This is a genomic window from Pseudomonas sp. 91RF, from assembly GCF_003576265.1.
Classification (GTDB): Bacteria; Pseudomonadota; Gammaproteobacteria; order Pseudomonadales; family Pseudomonadaceae; genus Aquipseudomonas; species Aquipseudomonas kribbensis.
In genome coordinates, this window is the sequence record NZ_QWFC01000019.1 from 224,901 (window position 1) to 241,153 (window position 16,253).

13 protein-coding genes are annotated in these 16,253 nt (G+C 60.9%); 9 read left to right on the plus strand and 4 right to left on the minus strand.

Annotation, left to right across the window (positions count from 1 at the left end; genetic code table 11):
• The 5 genes from pcaG to pcaC all read left to right on the plus strand — a co-directional run bounded on the left by pcaG (position 1) and on the right by pcaC (position 4,673).
• Positions 1 to 567, plus strand: coding sequence for a protocatechuate 3,4-dioxygenase subunit alpha (gene pcaG / locus DXT77_RS08140; RefSeq protein WP_119427260.1), 567 nt, complete (start codon positions 1 to 3; stop codon positions 565 to 567).
• A 192-nt stretch (positions 568 to 759) separates the two neighbouring features.
• Positions 760 to 2,055, plus strand: a complete 1,296-nt coding sequence (locus DXT77_RS08145; RefSeq protein WP_085712972.1) for an MFS family transporter — start codon at positions 760 to 762, stop codon at positions 2,053 to 2,055.
• Positions 2,056 to 2,101: 46 nt separating this feature from the next.
• On the plus strand, positions 2,102 to 3,466 hold the full coding sequence (locus DXT77_RS08150) for a 3-carboxy-cis,cis-muconate cycloisomerase (RefSeq protein ID WP_119427261.1): 1,365 nt from the start codon (positions 2,102 to 2,104) through the stop codon (positions 3,464 to 3,466).
• 12 nt (positions 3,467 to 3,478) lie between these two features.
• Positions 3,479 to 4,270, plus strand: coding sequence for a 3-oxoadipate enol-lactonase (gene pcaD, locus DXT77_RS08155; RefSeq protein ID WP_119427262.1), 792 nt, complete (start codon positions 3,479 to 3,481; stop codon positions 4,268 to 4,270).
• Positions 4,271 to 4,280: 10 nt separating this feature from the next.
• On the plus strand, positions 4,281 to 4,673 hold the full coding sequence (gene pcaC, locus DXT77_RS08160; protein WP_007957838.1) for a 4-carboxymuconolactone decarboxylase: 393 nt from the start codon (positions 4,281 to 4,283) through the stop codon (positions 4,671 to 4,673).
• 104 nt (positions 4,674 to 4,777) lie between these two features.
• Here the strand turns inward: pcaC and DXT77_RS08165 are convergent, their stop codons facing one another.
• Both DXT77_RS08165 and DXT77_RS08170 read right to left on the minus strand, forming a co-directional pair.
• Positions 4,778 to 5,584 carry a methyltransferase domain-containing protein gene (locus DXT77_RS08165; RefSeq protein WP_119427263.1) on the minus strand — a complete coding sequence of 269 codons (807 nt, stop codon included), beginning with the start codon at positions 5,582 to 5,584 and terminating at the stop codon, positions 4,778 to 4,780.
• A 177-nt stretch (positions 5,585 to 5,761) separates the two neighbouring features.
• Positions 5,762 to 7,018, minus strand: a complete 1,257-nt coding sequence (locus tag DXT77_RS08170) for an OprD family porin (protein ID WP_119427264.1) — start codon at positions 7,016 to 7,018, stop codon at positions 5,762 to 5,764.
• Positions 7,019 to 7,604: 586 nt separating this feature from the next.
• Here DXT77_RS08170 and DXT77_RS08175 point away from each other — a divergent pair.
• The 4 genes from DXT77_RS08175 to DXT77_RS08190 all read left to right on the plus strand — a co-directional run bounded on the left by DXT77_RS08175 (position 7,605) and on the right by DXT77_RS08190 (position 11,581).
• On the plus strand, positions 7,605 to 7,865 hold the full coding sequence (locus DXT77_RS08175; protein WP_119427265.1) for an Os1348 family RiPP precursor: 261 nt from the start codon (positions 7,605 to 7,607) through the stop codon (positions 7,863 to 7,865).
• Positions 7,866 to 7,964: 99 nt separating this feature from the next.
• Complete coding sequence (locus DXT77_RS08180; protein WP_119427266.1) at positions 7,965 to 8,441, plus strand: GNAT family N-acetyltransferase; 477 nt, start codon at positions 7,965 to 7,967, stop codon at positions 8,439 to 8,441.
• 110 nt (positions 8,442 to 8,551) lie between these two features.
• Positions 8,552 to 9,616 (plus strand): HEXXH motif-containing putative peptide modification protein, encoded by a 1,065-nt coding sequence (locus DXT77_RS08185; protein WP_256662923.1) that lies wholly within the window; start codon positions 8,552 to 8,554, stop codon positions 9,614 to 9,616.
• Between the two features lie 15 nt (positions 9,617 to 9,631).
• Entirely contained in the window at positions 9,632 to 11,581 is a 1,950-nt protein-coding gene (locus tag DXT77_RS08190; protein ID WP_119427268.1) for a DUF692 family multinuclear iron-containing protein, read from the plus strand.
• A gap of 62 nt (positions 11,582 to 11,643) precedes the next feature.
• On the opposite strand, the gene emhC is transcribed toward DXT77_RS08190, so the two are convergent.
• Entirely contained in the window at positions 11,644 to 13,104 is a 1,461-nt protein-coding gene (emhC, locus tag DXT77_RS08195) for an efflux RND transporter outer membrane subunit EmhC (protein WP_085712977.1), read from the minus strand.
• Entirely contained in the window at positions 13,101 to 16,250 is a 3,150-nt protein-coding gene (gene emhB, locus DXT77_RS08200; protein ID WP_119427269.1) for an efflux RND transporter permease subunit EmhB, read from the minus strand. Before emhB ends, emhC begins: the two co-directional genes overlap by 4 nt.
• Positions 16,251 to 16,253 lie beyond the last annotated feature (3 nt).

Consider the following 16,253-nt stretch of genomic DNA (forward strand, 5'->3'; position numbering starts at 1 on the left):
ATGACCCTGACTGCGACCACGTCCCACACCGTCGGGCCGTATTACCACATCGGCCTGACCTGGCTGAACCGCGAAAACCTCGCCAACGAGTTGACCCTCGGCCAGCGCGTGGCGATCACCGGGCAAGTGGTGGACGGCAACGGCGATGTCGTCAACGACGCCATGCTCGAAGTCTGGCAGGCCAACGCCGCCGGCAAATACGATCACCCGGAAGATGAACAGGCCAAGCCGCTGGACCCGAATTTCGAAGGCTTCGGCCGGGTGCCGGTGGACGCAGAAGGGCGCTTCCGTTTCACCACCATCAAGCCGGGCACGGTCGAAGGCCTGAAAGGCACGACCCAGGCGCCGCATCTGGTGGTGCTGGTGTTTGCGCGCGGTCTGGTGAAGCACTTGCTGACGCGGATCTACTTCGAAGGCGATCCGGCGAACGTGAATGATCCGCTGCTCGAATGCGTACCGGCCGAGCGCCGCACTACGTTGCTGGCGAAACCGGATGCGTCGGGGGTTTATCAGTGGAATGTGGTCCTGCAGGGCACTGATGCGGAAACCGTGTTCTTCGATTATTGAGAACACCAGAGTCCCAATGTGGGAGCGAGCCTGCTCGCGATTGCGGAGTGTCATTCAGCACAAAGGTTGGTGATGTACCGCCATCGCGAGCAGGCTCGCTCCCACTGGGGCAACTGTGTTGCTGATCCAATGTGGAACGGGACTGTTGCGAAGTGTGTCTAGACTCTCACTGTCCCTATCGAGTGAAAAACAATGACAACCACCACCACCCATTACACCGGCGAAGAGCGCAGCAAGCGTATCTTCGCGATTGTCGGCGCCTCGTCCGGCAATCTCGTCGAATGGTTCGACTTCTATGTCTACGCCTTCTGCGCGATCTATTTCGCCCCGGCGTTCTTCCCCTCGGACAACCCCACGGTGCAGCTGGTCAACACCGCTGGCGTGTTCGCGGCCGGGTTCCTGATGCGACCGATCGGCGGCTGGATCTTCGGCCGGGTGGCGGACAAGCACGGGCGCAAGAATTCGATGCTGATCTCGATTCTGATGATGTGCTTCGGCTCGTTACTCATTGCCTGTCTGCCGACCTACAACAGCATCGGCGTCTGGGCACCGGTGCTGTTGCTGTTCGCGCGTCTGCTGCAAGGCTTGTCGGTGGGTGGCGAATACGGCGCCACGGCGACGTATATGAGCGAAGTCGCGCTCAAGGGCCAGCGCGGTTTCTTCGCCTCGTTCCAGTACGTGACGCTGATCGGCGGGCAACTGCTGGCGGTGCTGGTGGTGGTGATCCTGCAGCAGTTTCTTTCTGAAGACGAACTGCGGGCCTACGGCTGGCGGATTCCGTTTGTGGTCGGGGCGGTGGCGGCGCTGATTTCGCTGTTCCTGCGTCGCACCCTGAAAGAAACCACCAACAAGGAAACCCGTGAACACAAGGACGCCGGCAGCATCGCTGCGCTCTTCCGCGATCACAAAGCCGCGTTTATCACTGTGCTGGGTTACACCGCTGGTGGCTCGCTGATTTTCTACACCTTCACCACGTACATGCAGAAGTACCTGGTGAACACTGCCGGCATGCACGCCAAGACCGCCAGTTTCATCATGACCGGCGCGCTCTTCTTATATATGTGCATGCAGCCGCTGTTCGGCATGCTCGCCGACAAGATCGGCCGGCGTAACTCGATGCTCTGGTTCGGCGCCCTCGGTACGTTGTTCACCGTGCCGATCCTGCTGAGCCTGAAAAGCGTCAGCAGCCCGTTCCTGGCCTTTGTGCTGATCACCGTGGCGCTGGCGATCGTCAGTTTCTACACCTCGATCAGCGGCCTGGTGAAAGCCGAAATGTTCCCGCCGGAAGTCCGCGCCCTTGGCGTCGGCCTGGCCTACGCGGTGGCCAATGCGATCTTCGGCGGTTCGGCGGAATACGTCGCCCTCAGCCTCAAGGCCGGGGGCATGGAAAACGCCTTCTACTGGTACGTCACGGTGATGATGGCAGTAGCGTTCCTGTTCAGCCTGCGCCTGCCGAAACAGGCCGCGTATTTGCACCACGATCTCTAAACCGAAGTGCGCGGGCCGCGATGGCCCGCGCCGGCAAGGACTGTTTATGACTCAGCGACCGGGCAATCAATTGTTCGATGCCTATTTCACTGCCCGCGAAATGCGCGAGGTGTTCTGCGATCAGGGCCGGGTGCAGGCTATGCTCGACTTCGAAGCGGCGCTGGCCCGGGCCGAAGCGCGGGTCGGGGTGATTCCGGCCAGTGCTGTCGCCTCAATTGAAAACGCCTGCCGCGCCGAGTTGTTTGATTTCGCAGCCTTGGGCGAAGCCATCGCCACGGCGGGTAATTCGGCGATTCCGCTGGTCAAGGCATTGGGCAAGCGGATCGCGGCATCCGATGCTGAAGCCGAACGTTATGTGCATCTGGGTGCCACCAGCCAGGACGTGATGGATTCCGGGCTGGTGCTGCAATTGCGTCAGGCGCTGGCGCTGATCGAAGGGGAGTTGGCGCAACTGGCCGAATCCCTCGCGACCCAGGCCAAGCGCCACGCCGCCACGCCGCTGGCCGGACGTACCTGGCTGCAACACGCAACGCCGGTCACTCTCGGTATGAAGATCGCCGGTTGGCTTGGCGCGATCACTCGCAGCCGTCAGCGTTTGCGCGAACTCAAGCCACGGCTGCTGGTGCTGCAATTCGGTGGTGCGTCCGGCACCCTCGCGGCGTTGGGTGAACAGGCGCTGCCGATTGCCTGCGCACTGGCCGAAGAACTGCAACTGACCCTGCCGGAACAACCCTGGCACACCCAGCGTGATCGCATTGTCGAGTTCGGCGCAGTGCTCGCTCTGATCGCCGGCAGCCTCGGCAAACTCGGCCGCGACATCAGCCTGTTGATGCAGACCGAAGCGGCGGAAGTGTTCGAACCATCGGCGCCGGGCAAGGGCGGTTCCTCGACCATGCCGCACAAGCGCAACCCGGTGGGCGCGGCGGTGCTGATCGGCGCGGCGACCCGCGTGCCGGGTCTGGTCTCGACGCTGTTCAGCGCCATGCCTCAGGAGCACGAACGCAGCCTCGGCCTGTGGCACGCCGAATGGGAAACCTTGCCGGACATCTGCTGCCTGGTGTCGGGCGCGCTGCAACAGGCGCGGCTGCTGGCTGAGGGTCTTGAAGTCGATGCCGCGCGCATGGGCCGCAACCTGGAATTGACCCAAGGTCTGGTGCTGGCCGAAGCGGTGAGCATCGTGCTTGCGCAACGGGTTGGCCGCGACTCCGCGCATCATCTGCTCGAACAATGCTGCAAACGGGCGGTGGCCGAACAACGCCATCTGCGTGCGGTACTCGGTGACGAGCCGCAAGTGACTGCCGAACTCAGCGCTGCTGAACTGGATCATCTGCTCGATCCCGCCCACTACCTTGGCCAGGCGCAGGTCTGGGTCGAGCGTGCGGTGGCCGAACACAACGCATTGTCTGACTGAAAGGAGAGGGCTGTGGCTTTCGTTCAACTCGCCGACGGCGAACTGCATTACTCATTGGAAGGCCCGGTTGATGCGCCGGTGCTGGCGCTGTCCAACTCGCTGGGCACCGACCTGCACATGTGGGACGCCCAGATGCCGGCGTTCACCGAGCACTTTCGGGTGCTGCGTTTCGACACCCGTGGTCACGGCCAGTCGCTGGTGACGCCGGGCCCCTACAGCATCGAGCAACTGGGCCGTGACGTGCTGGCGCTGCTGGATGCGCTGCACATCGAACGTGCGCATTTCTGCGGTCTGTCCATGGGCGGGTTGATCGGTCAGTGGCTGGGAATCAATGCCGGCCAGCGTCTGAACAAACTGATCGTCTGCAATACCGCCGCCAAAATTGGCGATCCGTCGGTGTGGAATCCGCGCATCGAAACCGTTCTGCGCGACGGCCCGGCGGCGATGGTCGCGTTGCGCGATGCATCGATTGCCCGTTGGTTTACCCCGGATTTTTCGGCGGCCAATCCGGCAGCGGCCAAGCAGATCACCGACATGCTCGCGGCCACCAATCCTGAAGGTTACGCCGCCAACTGCGCGGCGGTGCGCGATGCGGACTTCCGCGATCAACTGGCGTCGATTACTGCCCCGTTGCTGGTGATTGCCGGTACGCAAGATGCAGTGACGCCACCGTCCGGCGGGCACTTCATTCAGGAGCATGTGCGCGGCGCCGAGTACGCCGAGTTCTATGCCGCACATCTTTCCAACGTTCAGGCCGGCGACGCGTTCAGCGACCGCGTGCTGACATTCCTGCAGGCCGCTTGAGGATATTTCCGTGGACGAAAAACAACGTTATGACGACGGCATGCAAGTGCGCCGCGCGGTACTCGGTGATGCCCACGTCGATCGCAGCCTGACCACGCTGACCGAGTTCAACTCGGAGTTCCAGGAGATGATCACCCGTCACGCCTGGGGCGACATCTGGACCCGTCCGGGCCTGCCGCGCCACACGCGCAGCCTGATCACTATCGCCATGCTGATCGGCATGAACCGCGAAGGCGAACTCAAGTTGCACCTGCGGGCGGCGGCCAACAATGGCGTGAGCCGTGGCGAGATCAAGGAAGTGATCATGCAGAGTGCGATCTACTGCGGGATTCCGGCGGCGAATGCGACGTTTCATCTGGCCGAGTCGGTGTGGGATGAGTTGGGTGTCGAATCCCGGGATTGAGGGTGCCTGAGCGGGCGCCATCGCTAGCAGGCTAGCTCCCACAGTGAAATGTGACCCATTGTGGGAGCTAGCCTGCTAGCGATGGCGGTATTTGCCGCGCCGATTCAAACCCTGGCGACAATGAAAATCCGTTTGAACGGAAACAGCGTATGCCCGTCGTCCTCCTGCGGATAATGCGCATGCACCCGCATCAGGTAGTGATAAATGAAGCGCGCCTGCTCCTCCGGCGTCAGCCCCTGCATCACCGGCCGCAGCGCCGACACTTTCACCCAGTCATAAACCGGCGACTTACCGTCGACCACCTGCAACTGCTCGGTTTCCCAGATATCCAGCGACCGGGTCAGCGGTGCGAGCAAACGGTAGTAATCCTCCAGCGACAACAACGGCCGCGCCGCCATGCGCTGGCGCAGCTGCGGGCTGCCCAGCGGTTGGCCACCGGGGCCGGCATCCTCGAGGGTGTCGAGCATCAGGCGATACCACAGTGCATCGCGCCAGTCGGGCATGTGGGCGGCCAGGCATCCGCCGGGGTTGAGGTGGCGGAGCAGTCCCGGCAACAGCGTTTGATGGTCATCGATGAAATGCAGCACGGCAGCGGCGAACAGCAGGTCCGCCGGCTTGCGGGGTTTCCAGTGTTGCAGCTCGGCGTGTTGCCAGCGTGCCTTGATCGGCAGGCAGCGGGCGACCTGCAGCATGTCTTGCGAACTGTCGATGCCCTTGAGATCTGCCCGGGGCCAGCGAACAGCCAGAACCTTCGTGGCAATCCCGGTGCCGCAACCGAGGTCGTAGATGCGTTGGGGATTGTGCAGATCGACGCGACCGAGCAGTTCATCGACCGGTTGTTGCCTGAGACGGGAAAACTGCTGATACGCCCTGGCATCCCAATCGGGAGCCGGTTTGACTCGAGTGATCATGAGGTGGTCCTCCGATGATCGGCAGTGTCTTCCGGTGACAGCCTGGCTCAAGTCCCGGGGGACCAACATCAACAGATAACGGAAGCGGGAAGGGTGGAGCGCCTGAGTCCTTCAGGTGCATCCACTCTACTCAACGATTCGTGACGATCCATGAATCCGGACGGATGGCACAGCCCTCTAGAGCAGGTTGATCGGGTAGCTGACGATCACCCGGTTCTCGTCGAACTCGTTGTTGCTGTAGTCACGGCGCATGGTCGAATTGCGCCACCGCACATTCAGGTTCTTCAGCGTGCCGCTCTGCACGGTGTAGCCCAGTTCCGATTCGCGGCCCCATTCCTTGCCGTCGGTGATGGTGCCGGTGTGCACGTTGTCGCCGCTGATGTAGCGGTTCATCAGGGTCAGGCCGGGAACGCCGAGGGCGGCGAAGTTGTAGTCGTGGCGGATTTGCCAGGAGCGTTCCTGAGCGTTGTCATAGCTTGAGTTGTAGCTGTCGTTGGCCAGGGTCCCGCCGCTGGTGCCGTTGACCCGCATCCAGTTGCTGTCGCCGGTGAGTTTTTGCAGGCCGACGTAGAAGGTGTTGCCGCCGTAGCGCGCGGAGAACAGCCCCGACCAGGTCTTGTTGTCGAGCTTGCCGGCCCGGGCGCTGCCGTCGTCCTTGCCGTAGAAGAAACCGAGGTTGGCGCCCAGGGTCCAGTCGCCGAGCGGCTGGCTGTGGATCAGGTTGACGTATTGCTGGCTGTAGATGTCCTTGAGCTCGGCGTTCCACAGGCCGATCTGCGTGCGCTTGCCGTTGAACGCGTATTCACCGCCCTGGAAGTTGAAGCGATCCGAGGTGAACGCCGGTTTGCCGAAAATCGACATGTCGCTCATGCTGCTGTCGTCGCGCGGGCTGTTCGCGCGGAACTGGCCGCCGTAGAGGGTCAGACCGTCGATTTCCTTCGAAGTGATCTGCCCGCCGCGAAAGGTCTGCGGCAGGGAGCGACCGTCATCCGAACGCAGGATCGGCAGTACCGGCATCCATTCGCCCACCTTGATTTCGGTCTGCGACAGTCTGGCCTTGAACGCCACATTGGTGCGGCCGAAGGTGTCCGCCGGTCGCCCGTCATGATCCAGCGGCAACAGTTGCGTGCCCCCCGTGCCTTTGCCGCCATCGAGTTTCACCGAGTACAGCCCCAATACGTCCATGCCGAAACCGACTGTGCCCTGGGTGAAACCGGATTTGGCGTCGAGGATGAAGTTCTGCGTCCATTCCTGCGCCATGCCCTGGGCCTTGGTCGGGTTGGTGAAGTTGCGGTTGATGTAGAAGTTGCGCAGGTTCAGGTCGGCCTTGGCACCGTCGATGAAACCCGTCTCTTCGGCGGCCACAGGCAAGGCGATGCCGGTCAGTGCCAGGGCGATCAGACTGAGTGCGCAAGGTGTTGTGGAACGTGTCATGGGCTCGGGTCTCTCTAATTGTTTGGGATGAAGCAGTTCGCAGCCGCAACCGGAAGTTGCAGACAAGAAACGGACTCGATGAAACGAAGGGCGGGATCAGCCCGAGCGGGGAGGACGCATGGTCATGGGGGTGAACCTGTTTTTATTGGTTTTGTTGGTGTGGGCAATGGTGAGGGGGATCAGCACGGGGATTCAATCGGGGTAAACAGGGTTTTGTGCGATTATCGAACGCTAATCGACGATGGTTTCAATTTACGCAAACACCGCATTCTTAATGAAATCCCGTACTTATGTTTCGCATTAACGAGCTTTTTCGGCGGCGTTCTATTAATGGCGATTGTAAATGTGTTTATTTATTTGGTTGTAGGAAATTGCCTACAGTAATTGGTGTAATAAAAGCCATCTTGATCATCGCGGGTTCAACTTGATAATTGGCGTTATCGCTTATCGTGAAAAGGTTTAACGGGAATTTGTGTTGTAACTGGCAAAGGAAACAGGCATTGCTATATTCAAAATTCTCGAAAGGGGCAGGGAGGTTAATTGTCGCTCTCGAGAGGATTAATTATTGATAACAAGGAGAGATAACATGCCTGCAAAAGTGAATCAGGAACGTCTCGCGACGGTGGTCGGTCGTGCCCTTATTGATAAGGACTTTGCGGAACAGTTGCACAAGGATGCTGAAGGCGCGGCCAAGGGCATCGGTGTGCATCTGAGCGCATCCGAACTGGGCGCCGTCAAGAGTATTGATGTAGCAAAACTGGGCACCGCCGGGGCGGGTATTCGCGACAAGCTGGGAGCGGCTGCGATATTTGACCAGCAACAACAGGTTCAGGCACGGATGGACTGATGCCCGGGGGGCTGTTTGGCGTGTCGTGGAGCGGCGATCCGGCTCTGTGTGCGCCAAATGGCCCGATTGCAAAGTGTTTGCACAGGGAGTGAGCGACGTATGTCAGTCACCTTGATTCCCATGGACGACGCGGACTTTGTGACGTTCACCGAAAGGGCGGTCGACGAGTACGCCCAGGGCATGGTCGCCTCGGGAGAATGGAGCCAGGCAGAGGCCTCGCACCGATCCGCCACGGCTTTCGCGCAGTTGCTGGACAAGGGACGGCTGACCGAAAACCATCAGCTCTGGGTGATCCGTGACAGCCAGCGACGTATCGGCGAGTTGTGGATCGCCCGCCGACATGTTGGCACGAAGCCGATTGCCTTCATTCTGGATATCTACATCGAACCCGGCGAGCGTCGTCAGGGGTATGCCCGACAATCGATGCTGGCCGCCGAAACCTGGGCGCGCCAGAACGGCTGCGAGGAAATGCGTCTGCATGTGTTCGGTCGCAACCTGCCGGCGCGTTGTCTTTATGAACAATTGGGCTATGACATTGCCAGTCTGACCATGGCGAAACCATTGCCGCCTGCCTGAAGGATGGTTGAAAAATGGATATTGGAAACCACGGCGAACTTGATTCGACGGTTGATGACTTGTTTAAAGGGAACACATTTCTCGCGGACGACAGACATTCCAGATTTGAATTGTTACTTGAGCATGTCAGTCGCAATCGTTTCACCGTCTTCATGGTTTTATATGCCGAACTGTTCAAGTTGTTTTCCGGGGAGTCGCGGTTGTCGGTGTTTTTCGACCGGGCGGTGGAACTTGTATTGCTGCCACCCCGTGAACAGGCTTTGATTATCAACGATCCGGTTTTTCAGATATGGACCGGGCAGGCGTTTCGTTCAACCAATCAATTTCTGGTCGGAAAGTCAGAAAGTACTGCCGAACTGGAAAAGACATTACTCGAGTTTCCCGAGATGCTCGACAGGGTCAAGGCCCGGAGTCAGTCGGGCGTGGCTCAGAACGACCCGCCGGTCTACCGCTTCGACGTCGATCCGCTGATCATGCAGGCCACGCCGCCCAGTTATGAATTCCCGGAAGACGAGGCGACCCGCAAGCGCCTGGAGCTTGGCGGTGTTTCCAGCCGGTTCTTCGCTGACGTGGTGAAGATTGCCCTGTTGCGGATCGAGCACACCTGGCCGGCCTGCCGCGAACAGATGAAGTTTCTGATCAAGTCGATTTGCTACCTGCCGGACGGTTCCTTTCGCAGTTGTTCGGCTTCGCGCTACACCGGCGTCATCCTCCTGGCGAGCCGGGACGACTCGATCCTCGATCTTGAGGAATCCCTGGTGCATGAGGCGACTCATCAGTTGCTTTATCACGTCGTCGAAGTGTCTGCGATTGTCGACCCCGATGCTTCGCAGGAGGCGTCATTCAGCTTGCCGTGGTCGGGCCAGAAACGTGACCTGTATGGCTACTTTCATGCGTTTTACGTGTACATCGCGCTGGTCAAGTACATGGAGCGGGTGCGGTCGCGTTCCGACGAGGAATTGCAGCGGGCACAGAACCGTCTGCTGTTCATCCTGCGCGGGCTGATCCGGGCCTTGCCAGACCTTCAAGGCAGTGAGGATTTCACGCCCCACGGGCGCCAGTTGCTGGAAAACCTTGCCGCCGAGGTGCGGGCCATGGAGAGCAAATACGCCGGGCGGCTGGCCGCTGCGGCGCCATTGCCCACGACGCCACCGGTATTGGGTGCGACGGCCTGAGCCCGGGAGGCAATCATGACGATGTTCGATGCTTCGCGGTTTCCCGAGGCCGGGGTAGGGCTGGAGTATCACTTGCCCCGTCACCGGGTGGCGGATCATGCCGTCGATCCGGCCCTCGAACGGATCCTCGCCGAAGGCCTGCCGTATTTCGATTACCTGGAGTTTCAGCCGACCCACAGCATCCTCGAACCACGCCTGCTTGAAGTGGGGGAGCAGACGCCCAGTCTGCTGCATTCCTCCAGCCTGTCTCTGGGCAGTGTAGGCATCGCGATGGATCGCGAGTTTCTGCAGATGACCCGACGGCTGTGCGACAGAACCCGCTCACCCTGGCTTGCGGAGCACATTTCCTGGTCGCGGTTTCACGGCGGTGACACCCAGCACTTCATTTTGCCGACCCTGGCGGCGGAAGTGGCCGACACGGTGGTCGCCAACGCCCTGGAACTGCAAGCACTGACCGCGACGCCGCTGGTACTGGAAAACGCGCCACGCCTGTTTTCATTGGGCGACGCCCACGAGCAGCCGGAAGGCGAATTCATTTCCAGCGTGGTGCAACGCAGCCATGCGGGGTTTCTGCTGGATCTGGACAGCGCCATCGCCACTGCCAAAGCGCTGGGTTATGACCTGAAAGACTATCTGCGTTCGTTGCCGCTGGACCGGTTGATTGAGATCCACACCGGGCATCCGCGTCGGGACTGGGATCTGTTGACTCAGTTGTTTGCGGTGTCCCCGGTCAGGGCGGTGACGCTGGAGTGGGATATCGCTGACAGAACCGATGATGCGCAACTGGAGGTCCTGATCCGCGACATCAAGCGTCTCAAGCCCAGGGTGCTGTTCTGGCAGGGGCGCGAGCCGTCGCCTGCGCCGGACACCCCGGCCCTCGAGCCCGGCTCGTTGCTCAAACTCAGGGAAAACGTATGGTTCAGTGTCGGGTCTTCATCATTCGTGCTGCGGGATCGGCAGTCGGGCCTGAGTCTGGATTTCTGCCTGACGTTGCTGCCGTTGTTGAACCACTTCATGACCCCGCATTCGCTTGAGAGTGCGCTGATGCTGCCGGGCGTCTTGAATAACCCGGAGCAGGGCAGTCATCTGGCTTTTTTGCAGGCGCTGGTGAGTCACGGAATTGTGCAATCTGTCGCAGGTTCGCGGGACAGGGTGCACAGGCAACCGCTCAAGCTCTGGTCGCGCTGGGAGGCGGCGCTGGAGTTTTACCTCAGCACCCGCACCGGTTTGCAGACACCCTATGTCAGCGTCGTCGAGCTTGAGGCCGAGCTGGAACAGAAGGCCGCGCAACAGCGTCAACCGTCGTCCTTCAAGGACTATCACTCTCATCCCTTCATCGCTCTGGAAAATCCGCTGCTGGTGCCCGGCGAGACTCTCGCCGAAACGACGCTGCTCGATTCGCTGTGCGCCCGGCGTACCTCTCGGGCGTTCAGCGGCAAGCCGTTGAACCCGACGCAATTGTCCTTGCTGCTCTATTACACCTGGGGGGTGACGGCGATGGAGCCGAACGGCATGGGTGACTATTTTCTGAAGAAAACCTCACCCTCCGGCGGTTCGCTGCAAGCCACAGAGGTGTATGCGGTGTTGATGAATGTGCAGGGTTTTGAGCGGGGGCTTTATCACTACTCCGTACGTCGTCACGGATTGGAGTTGCGGTCGCGGGAAGATCCTAGAACCTGGATCAGCGAGGCCAGTGGCGGGCAACCCTGGGTGAAGGACGCGGCCGCGGTATTCGTGTCCACCGCGCGGGTCGAGCGGTTGGCCTGGAAGTACGAGTTCAGCCGGGCGCTGCGGGTGGCGTTGATGGATGCCGGGCACCTGAGCCAGACGTTTTCACTGGTGGCCACGGCGTTGAATCTCGGGTGTTTCACCACGGCGGCGCTGCGCGATGAAATGTTCGAAAACCGCCTGGGGCTCGATTATCTGGAAGAACCGGTGTTTCTGCTCAACGGTGTCGGCGGCTGAAGGCGTTGTGCAGACAACAAAAAGCCCACCGGATGGTGGGCTTTTTGTTTATCGCGAGACGATCAGAACAACTTCATCTTCGGCGCTTCTTCTTTCAACGGTTCGTTCTGCGCGGTTTGCGCATTCCAGCCGCCACCCAGTGCCTTGTACAGGTTGACCGCACTGGTCAGCTGCGCGAGGCGGTCGGTGATCAGGGCCTGTTGGGCGCTGAACAGCTGACGCTGGGCATCAAGGAAGGTCAGGTTGCTGTCGACGCCAATGCGATAGCGACGCTCGGCCAGACGGTAGTAGTCCTGGTTCGCGGCGACGAAATCACGCTGGGCCTGCAGCTGCTCGGTGTAGGTCTGGCGCGCGGCCAGGCCGTCGGCGACTTCCTGGAAGGCCGTTTGAATGGACTTCTCGTAGTTCGCCACGCCAATGTCCTTCTGGATCTTGGCGTAGTCGAGGCTGGCGCGCAGGCTGCCGGCGTTGAAGATCGGCAGGTTGATCTGCGGCTGGAACAGCCACGTGCCCGAACCGCCCTTGAACAGGCCGGACAGGTCCGGGCTCAGGCTGCCCGCGTTGGCGGTCAGGCTGATGCTCGGGAAGAACGCTGCACGGGCCGCGCCGATGTTGGCGTTGGCGGCCTTCAGGTTGTATTCGGCCTGAAGGATGTCCGGACGACGCTGCAGCAGATCCGACGGCAGACCGGCCGGCACATCGCTGAGCAGGTCATCCGACAGCGGTTTGGCCGCTTGCAGGTTGGCCGGCACGCCGGTGCCGAGCAGCAGGGTCAGGCTGTTTTCGTCCTGAGCCACCTGGCGGGTGTAACGTGCCAGTTGGGCACGGGCGTTCTCGACCGAGGTGCGCGATTGCGCCAGATCCAGCGCCGAGGCCACACCGACTTCGTTGCTGCGGCTGGTCAGCTTGTAGCTTTCCTCGAAGGCACCGAGGGTGTCCTGAGTCAGCTTGAGCAGTTCCTTGTCGGCCTGCCAGGTCAGGTACGCGTTGGCCACGCTGGCCACCAGGCTGATCTGGGTGCTGCGGCGCGCTTCTTCGGTGGCGAAGTATTGTTGCAGCGCTTGTTCGCTCAGGCTGCGAACCCGACCGAACAGGTCGAGCTCGTAGGCGCTGATGCCGACGGTGGCGGTGTAGGAACTGGTGATGTTCGCTTCACCGGTCTGCGATGCACGGGCCGGAACCCGCTGACGACTGCCGCTGGCATTGGCCGAGACGGCCGGGAACAGGTCGGCACGCTGGATGCGGTATTGAGCCGCGTAGGCGTCGATGTTCAGCGCCGCGACGCGCAGGTCACGGTTGTTTTCCAGGGCCACCTGGATCAGCTGTTGCAGGGCAGGGTCATGGAAAAACTGCTTCCAGCCCTGCTCGGCAGCGGCCTGCGCCGGTGCCTGGGCCGGCGAGTACGCCGGGCCCTGCGGGAATTGCGCGGCCACCGGTGCTTCAGGCTGCTGATAATCCGGTATCAGCGAGCAACCGCTCAGCACGAAGGCGGCGACTGCGATGGAGAGTAGCGACTTGCTCATTGGCCAGCCTCTTTAGGAGTTTCTTTGGTGTCATCCTCGCCAGCGATTTTGCGCTGACCCATGGACGACACAGTGACGAAGAACAGTGGGACCCAGAAGATCGCCAGGATCGTGGCCGTGAGCATACCGCCAATCACGCCGGTACCGATCGCGTGTTGACTGCCCGAGCCTGCGCCGGTGGAGATGGCCAACGGTACTACACCGAGGACGAACGCCAGCGAGGTCATGATGATCGGTCGCAGACGCATGCGGCAGGCTTCGATCGCCGCATCGCGCAGACTGCGCCCTTGCTCGTGCAGCTCCTTGGCGAATTCGACGATCAGAATGGCGTTTTTAGCCGCCAGACCGATGGTCGTCAACAGGCCCACCTGGAAGTACACGTCGTTCGACAGACCGCGCAGGCTGGTGGCCATCAGCGCACCGATGATCCCCAGTGGCACCACGAGCATGACCGCGATCGGGATCGACCAGCTTTCATACAGCGCCGCCAGACACAGGAACACCATCAGCAGCGACAGGGCGTACAGCGCTGGCGCTTGCGAGCCGGACAGGCGTTCCTCGTAGGACAGACCGGTCCAGGAAATACCGACACCCGGCGGCAGCTTGGCAGCAATCGCTTCGACTTCGGCCATCGCTTCACCGGTGGAGTAACCCGGCGCCGGAGAACCGAGGATCTCCATCGCTTCCACACCGTTGTAACGTGCCAGTTTCGGCGAACCGTAGATCCACTCGCCCTTGGCGAACGCGGAGAACGGAACCATGGTGCCGGCGCTGTTGCGCACGTACCACTTCTTCAGGTCTTCAGGGCTCATGCGAGCGCCGGCCTGCCCTTGTACGTAAACCTTCTTCACCCGACCACGGTCGATGAAGTCGTTGACGTAGCTACTACCGAAGGAGATCGACAGGGTGCTGTTGATGTCGGACAGGCTCAAGCCCAGGGCGCGGGCCTTCTCGTCGTCGATTTCCAGGTGGTATTGCGGCTCGTCGTTCAGACCGTTCGGACGCACCTGGTAGAGCACCTTGCTCTGCGCGGCCATGCCGAGGAACTGGTTACGGGCTTCCATCAGCTTGTCGTGACCGATACCGGCGCGGTCCTGCAGGAACACGTCGAAACCGGTGGCGTTACCCAACTCCAGTACGGCCGGCGGGGCGAAGGCAAACACCATCGCATCGCGGAAACTGAAGAAGTGTTGCTGGGCACGTTGCGCCAGGGCGAACACGCTGTTGCTCGCGTCACGCTCGTGCCACGGCTTGAGCATGATGAACGCCAGGCCGGAGCTCTGGCCGCGACCGGCGAAGTTGAAGCCGTTCACGGTGAACACCGAGGCTACCGCACCGGCTTCCTTGTCCAGCAGGTAGGAGCGCATATCGTCGATCACTACCTGCGTGCGCTCGGCACTGGAGCCGGCCGGAGTCTGTACCTGGGCGAACAGTACACCCTGGTCTTCTTCCGGCAGGAACGCCGTCGGAATGCGGGTGAACAGCCAGATCATGCCGACCACGATCAGGATGTACGCCAACAGGTACGGCGCCTTGCGCTGCAGAATGTTGCCGACACCGCGCTCGTAGCTGCGCACGCTGCGGTCGAAGTTGCGGTTGAACCAGCCGAAGAAACCTTTTTTCGGCGTGCCGTGCTCGCCTTTCGGAATCGCCTTGAGCATGGTGGCGCAGAGCGCCGGGGTGAAGATAAGCGCAACCATTACCGACAGGGCCATGGCCGAGACGATGGTGATCGAGAACTGACGGTAGATCACACCGGTGGAACCGCTGAAGAACGCCATCGGCAGCAGTACCGCCGACAGTACGAGGGCGATACCGACCAGGGCGCCCTGGATCTGGCCCATGGACTTCTTGGTCGCTTCCTTCGGTGACAGGCCTTCTTCGGCCATCACCCGCTCGACGTTTTCCACCACGACGATGGCGTCGTCCACCAGCAAGCCGATGGCCAGCACCATACCGAACATGGTCAGGGTGTTGATGCTGAAGCCGGCGGCCGCGAGGATGCCGAACGTACCGAGCAATACCACCGGCACGGTCATCGTGGTGATGACGGTGGCACGGAAGTTCTGCAGGAACAGGAACATCACCAGGAACACCAGGGCGATCGCTTCGACCAGGGTTTCAACCACACCCTTGATCGATTCGGTCACCACCGGGGTGGTGTCGTACGGGAACACCACTTCCATGCCTTGCGGGAAGAACGGCTTGAGGTCGTCAATCGTCTTGCGCAGGGCTTTTGCGGTGTCGAGGGCGTTGGCACCGTTGGCCAGTTTCACCGCCAGACCGGAAGCCGGTTTGCCGTTGAACTGGGCCGCGATACTGGAGTTTTCACCACCCAGACCGACGTCGGCGACGTCACCGATACGGACTTGCGAACCATCCTGGTTGACCTTCAGCAGAATCGCCTTGAACTGCTCGGCGGTCTGCAGACGGGTCTTGCCGATGATCGTGGCGTTCAGCTGCTGGCCTGGCAGCGCCGGCAGACCGCCGAGCTGGCCGGAGGATACCTGGACGTTCTGTGCCGAGATCGCGGCGCTGACATCGGCCGGGGTCAGGTTGTACTTGTTCAGCTTGGCCGGATCGAGCCAGATACGCATCGCATACTGGGCACCGAAGACCTGGAAGTCACCGACACCGGCGGTCCGCGAAATCGGGTCCTGCATGTTCGACACAATGTAGTTGGACAGGTCGTCCTTGCTCATGCTGCCGTCACGCGATACCACGCCGATCACCAGCAGGAAGTTCTTCACTGCCTTGGTCACACGGATACCCTGTTGCTGCACTTCCTGCGGCAACAGCGGGGTGGCCAGGTTCAGCTTGTTCTGGACCTGGACCTGCGCGGTGTCGGAGTTGGTGCCTTGCTCGAAGGTCGCGGTGATGGTCATGCTGCCGTCGGAGTTACTTTCCGAGGACACATAACGCAGGTTGTCGATACCGTTGAGCTGTTGTTCGATCACCTGCACCACGGTGTCCTGGACCGTCTGTGCCGAAGCACCCGGATAGGTCACGGAGATCGCAATGGCCGGTGGCGCAATGCTCGGGTACTGGTTGATCGGCAGCTTCAGGATCGAAAGTGCCCCGACCAGCATGATCACCAGGGCAATTACCCAGGCGAAAATCGGACGGTCGATGAAAAATTTTGACATGAG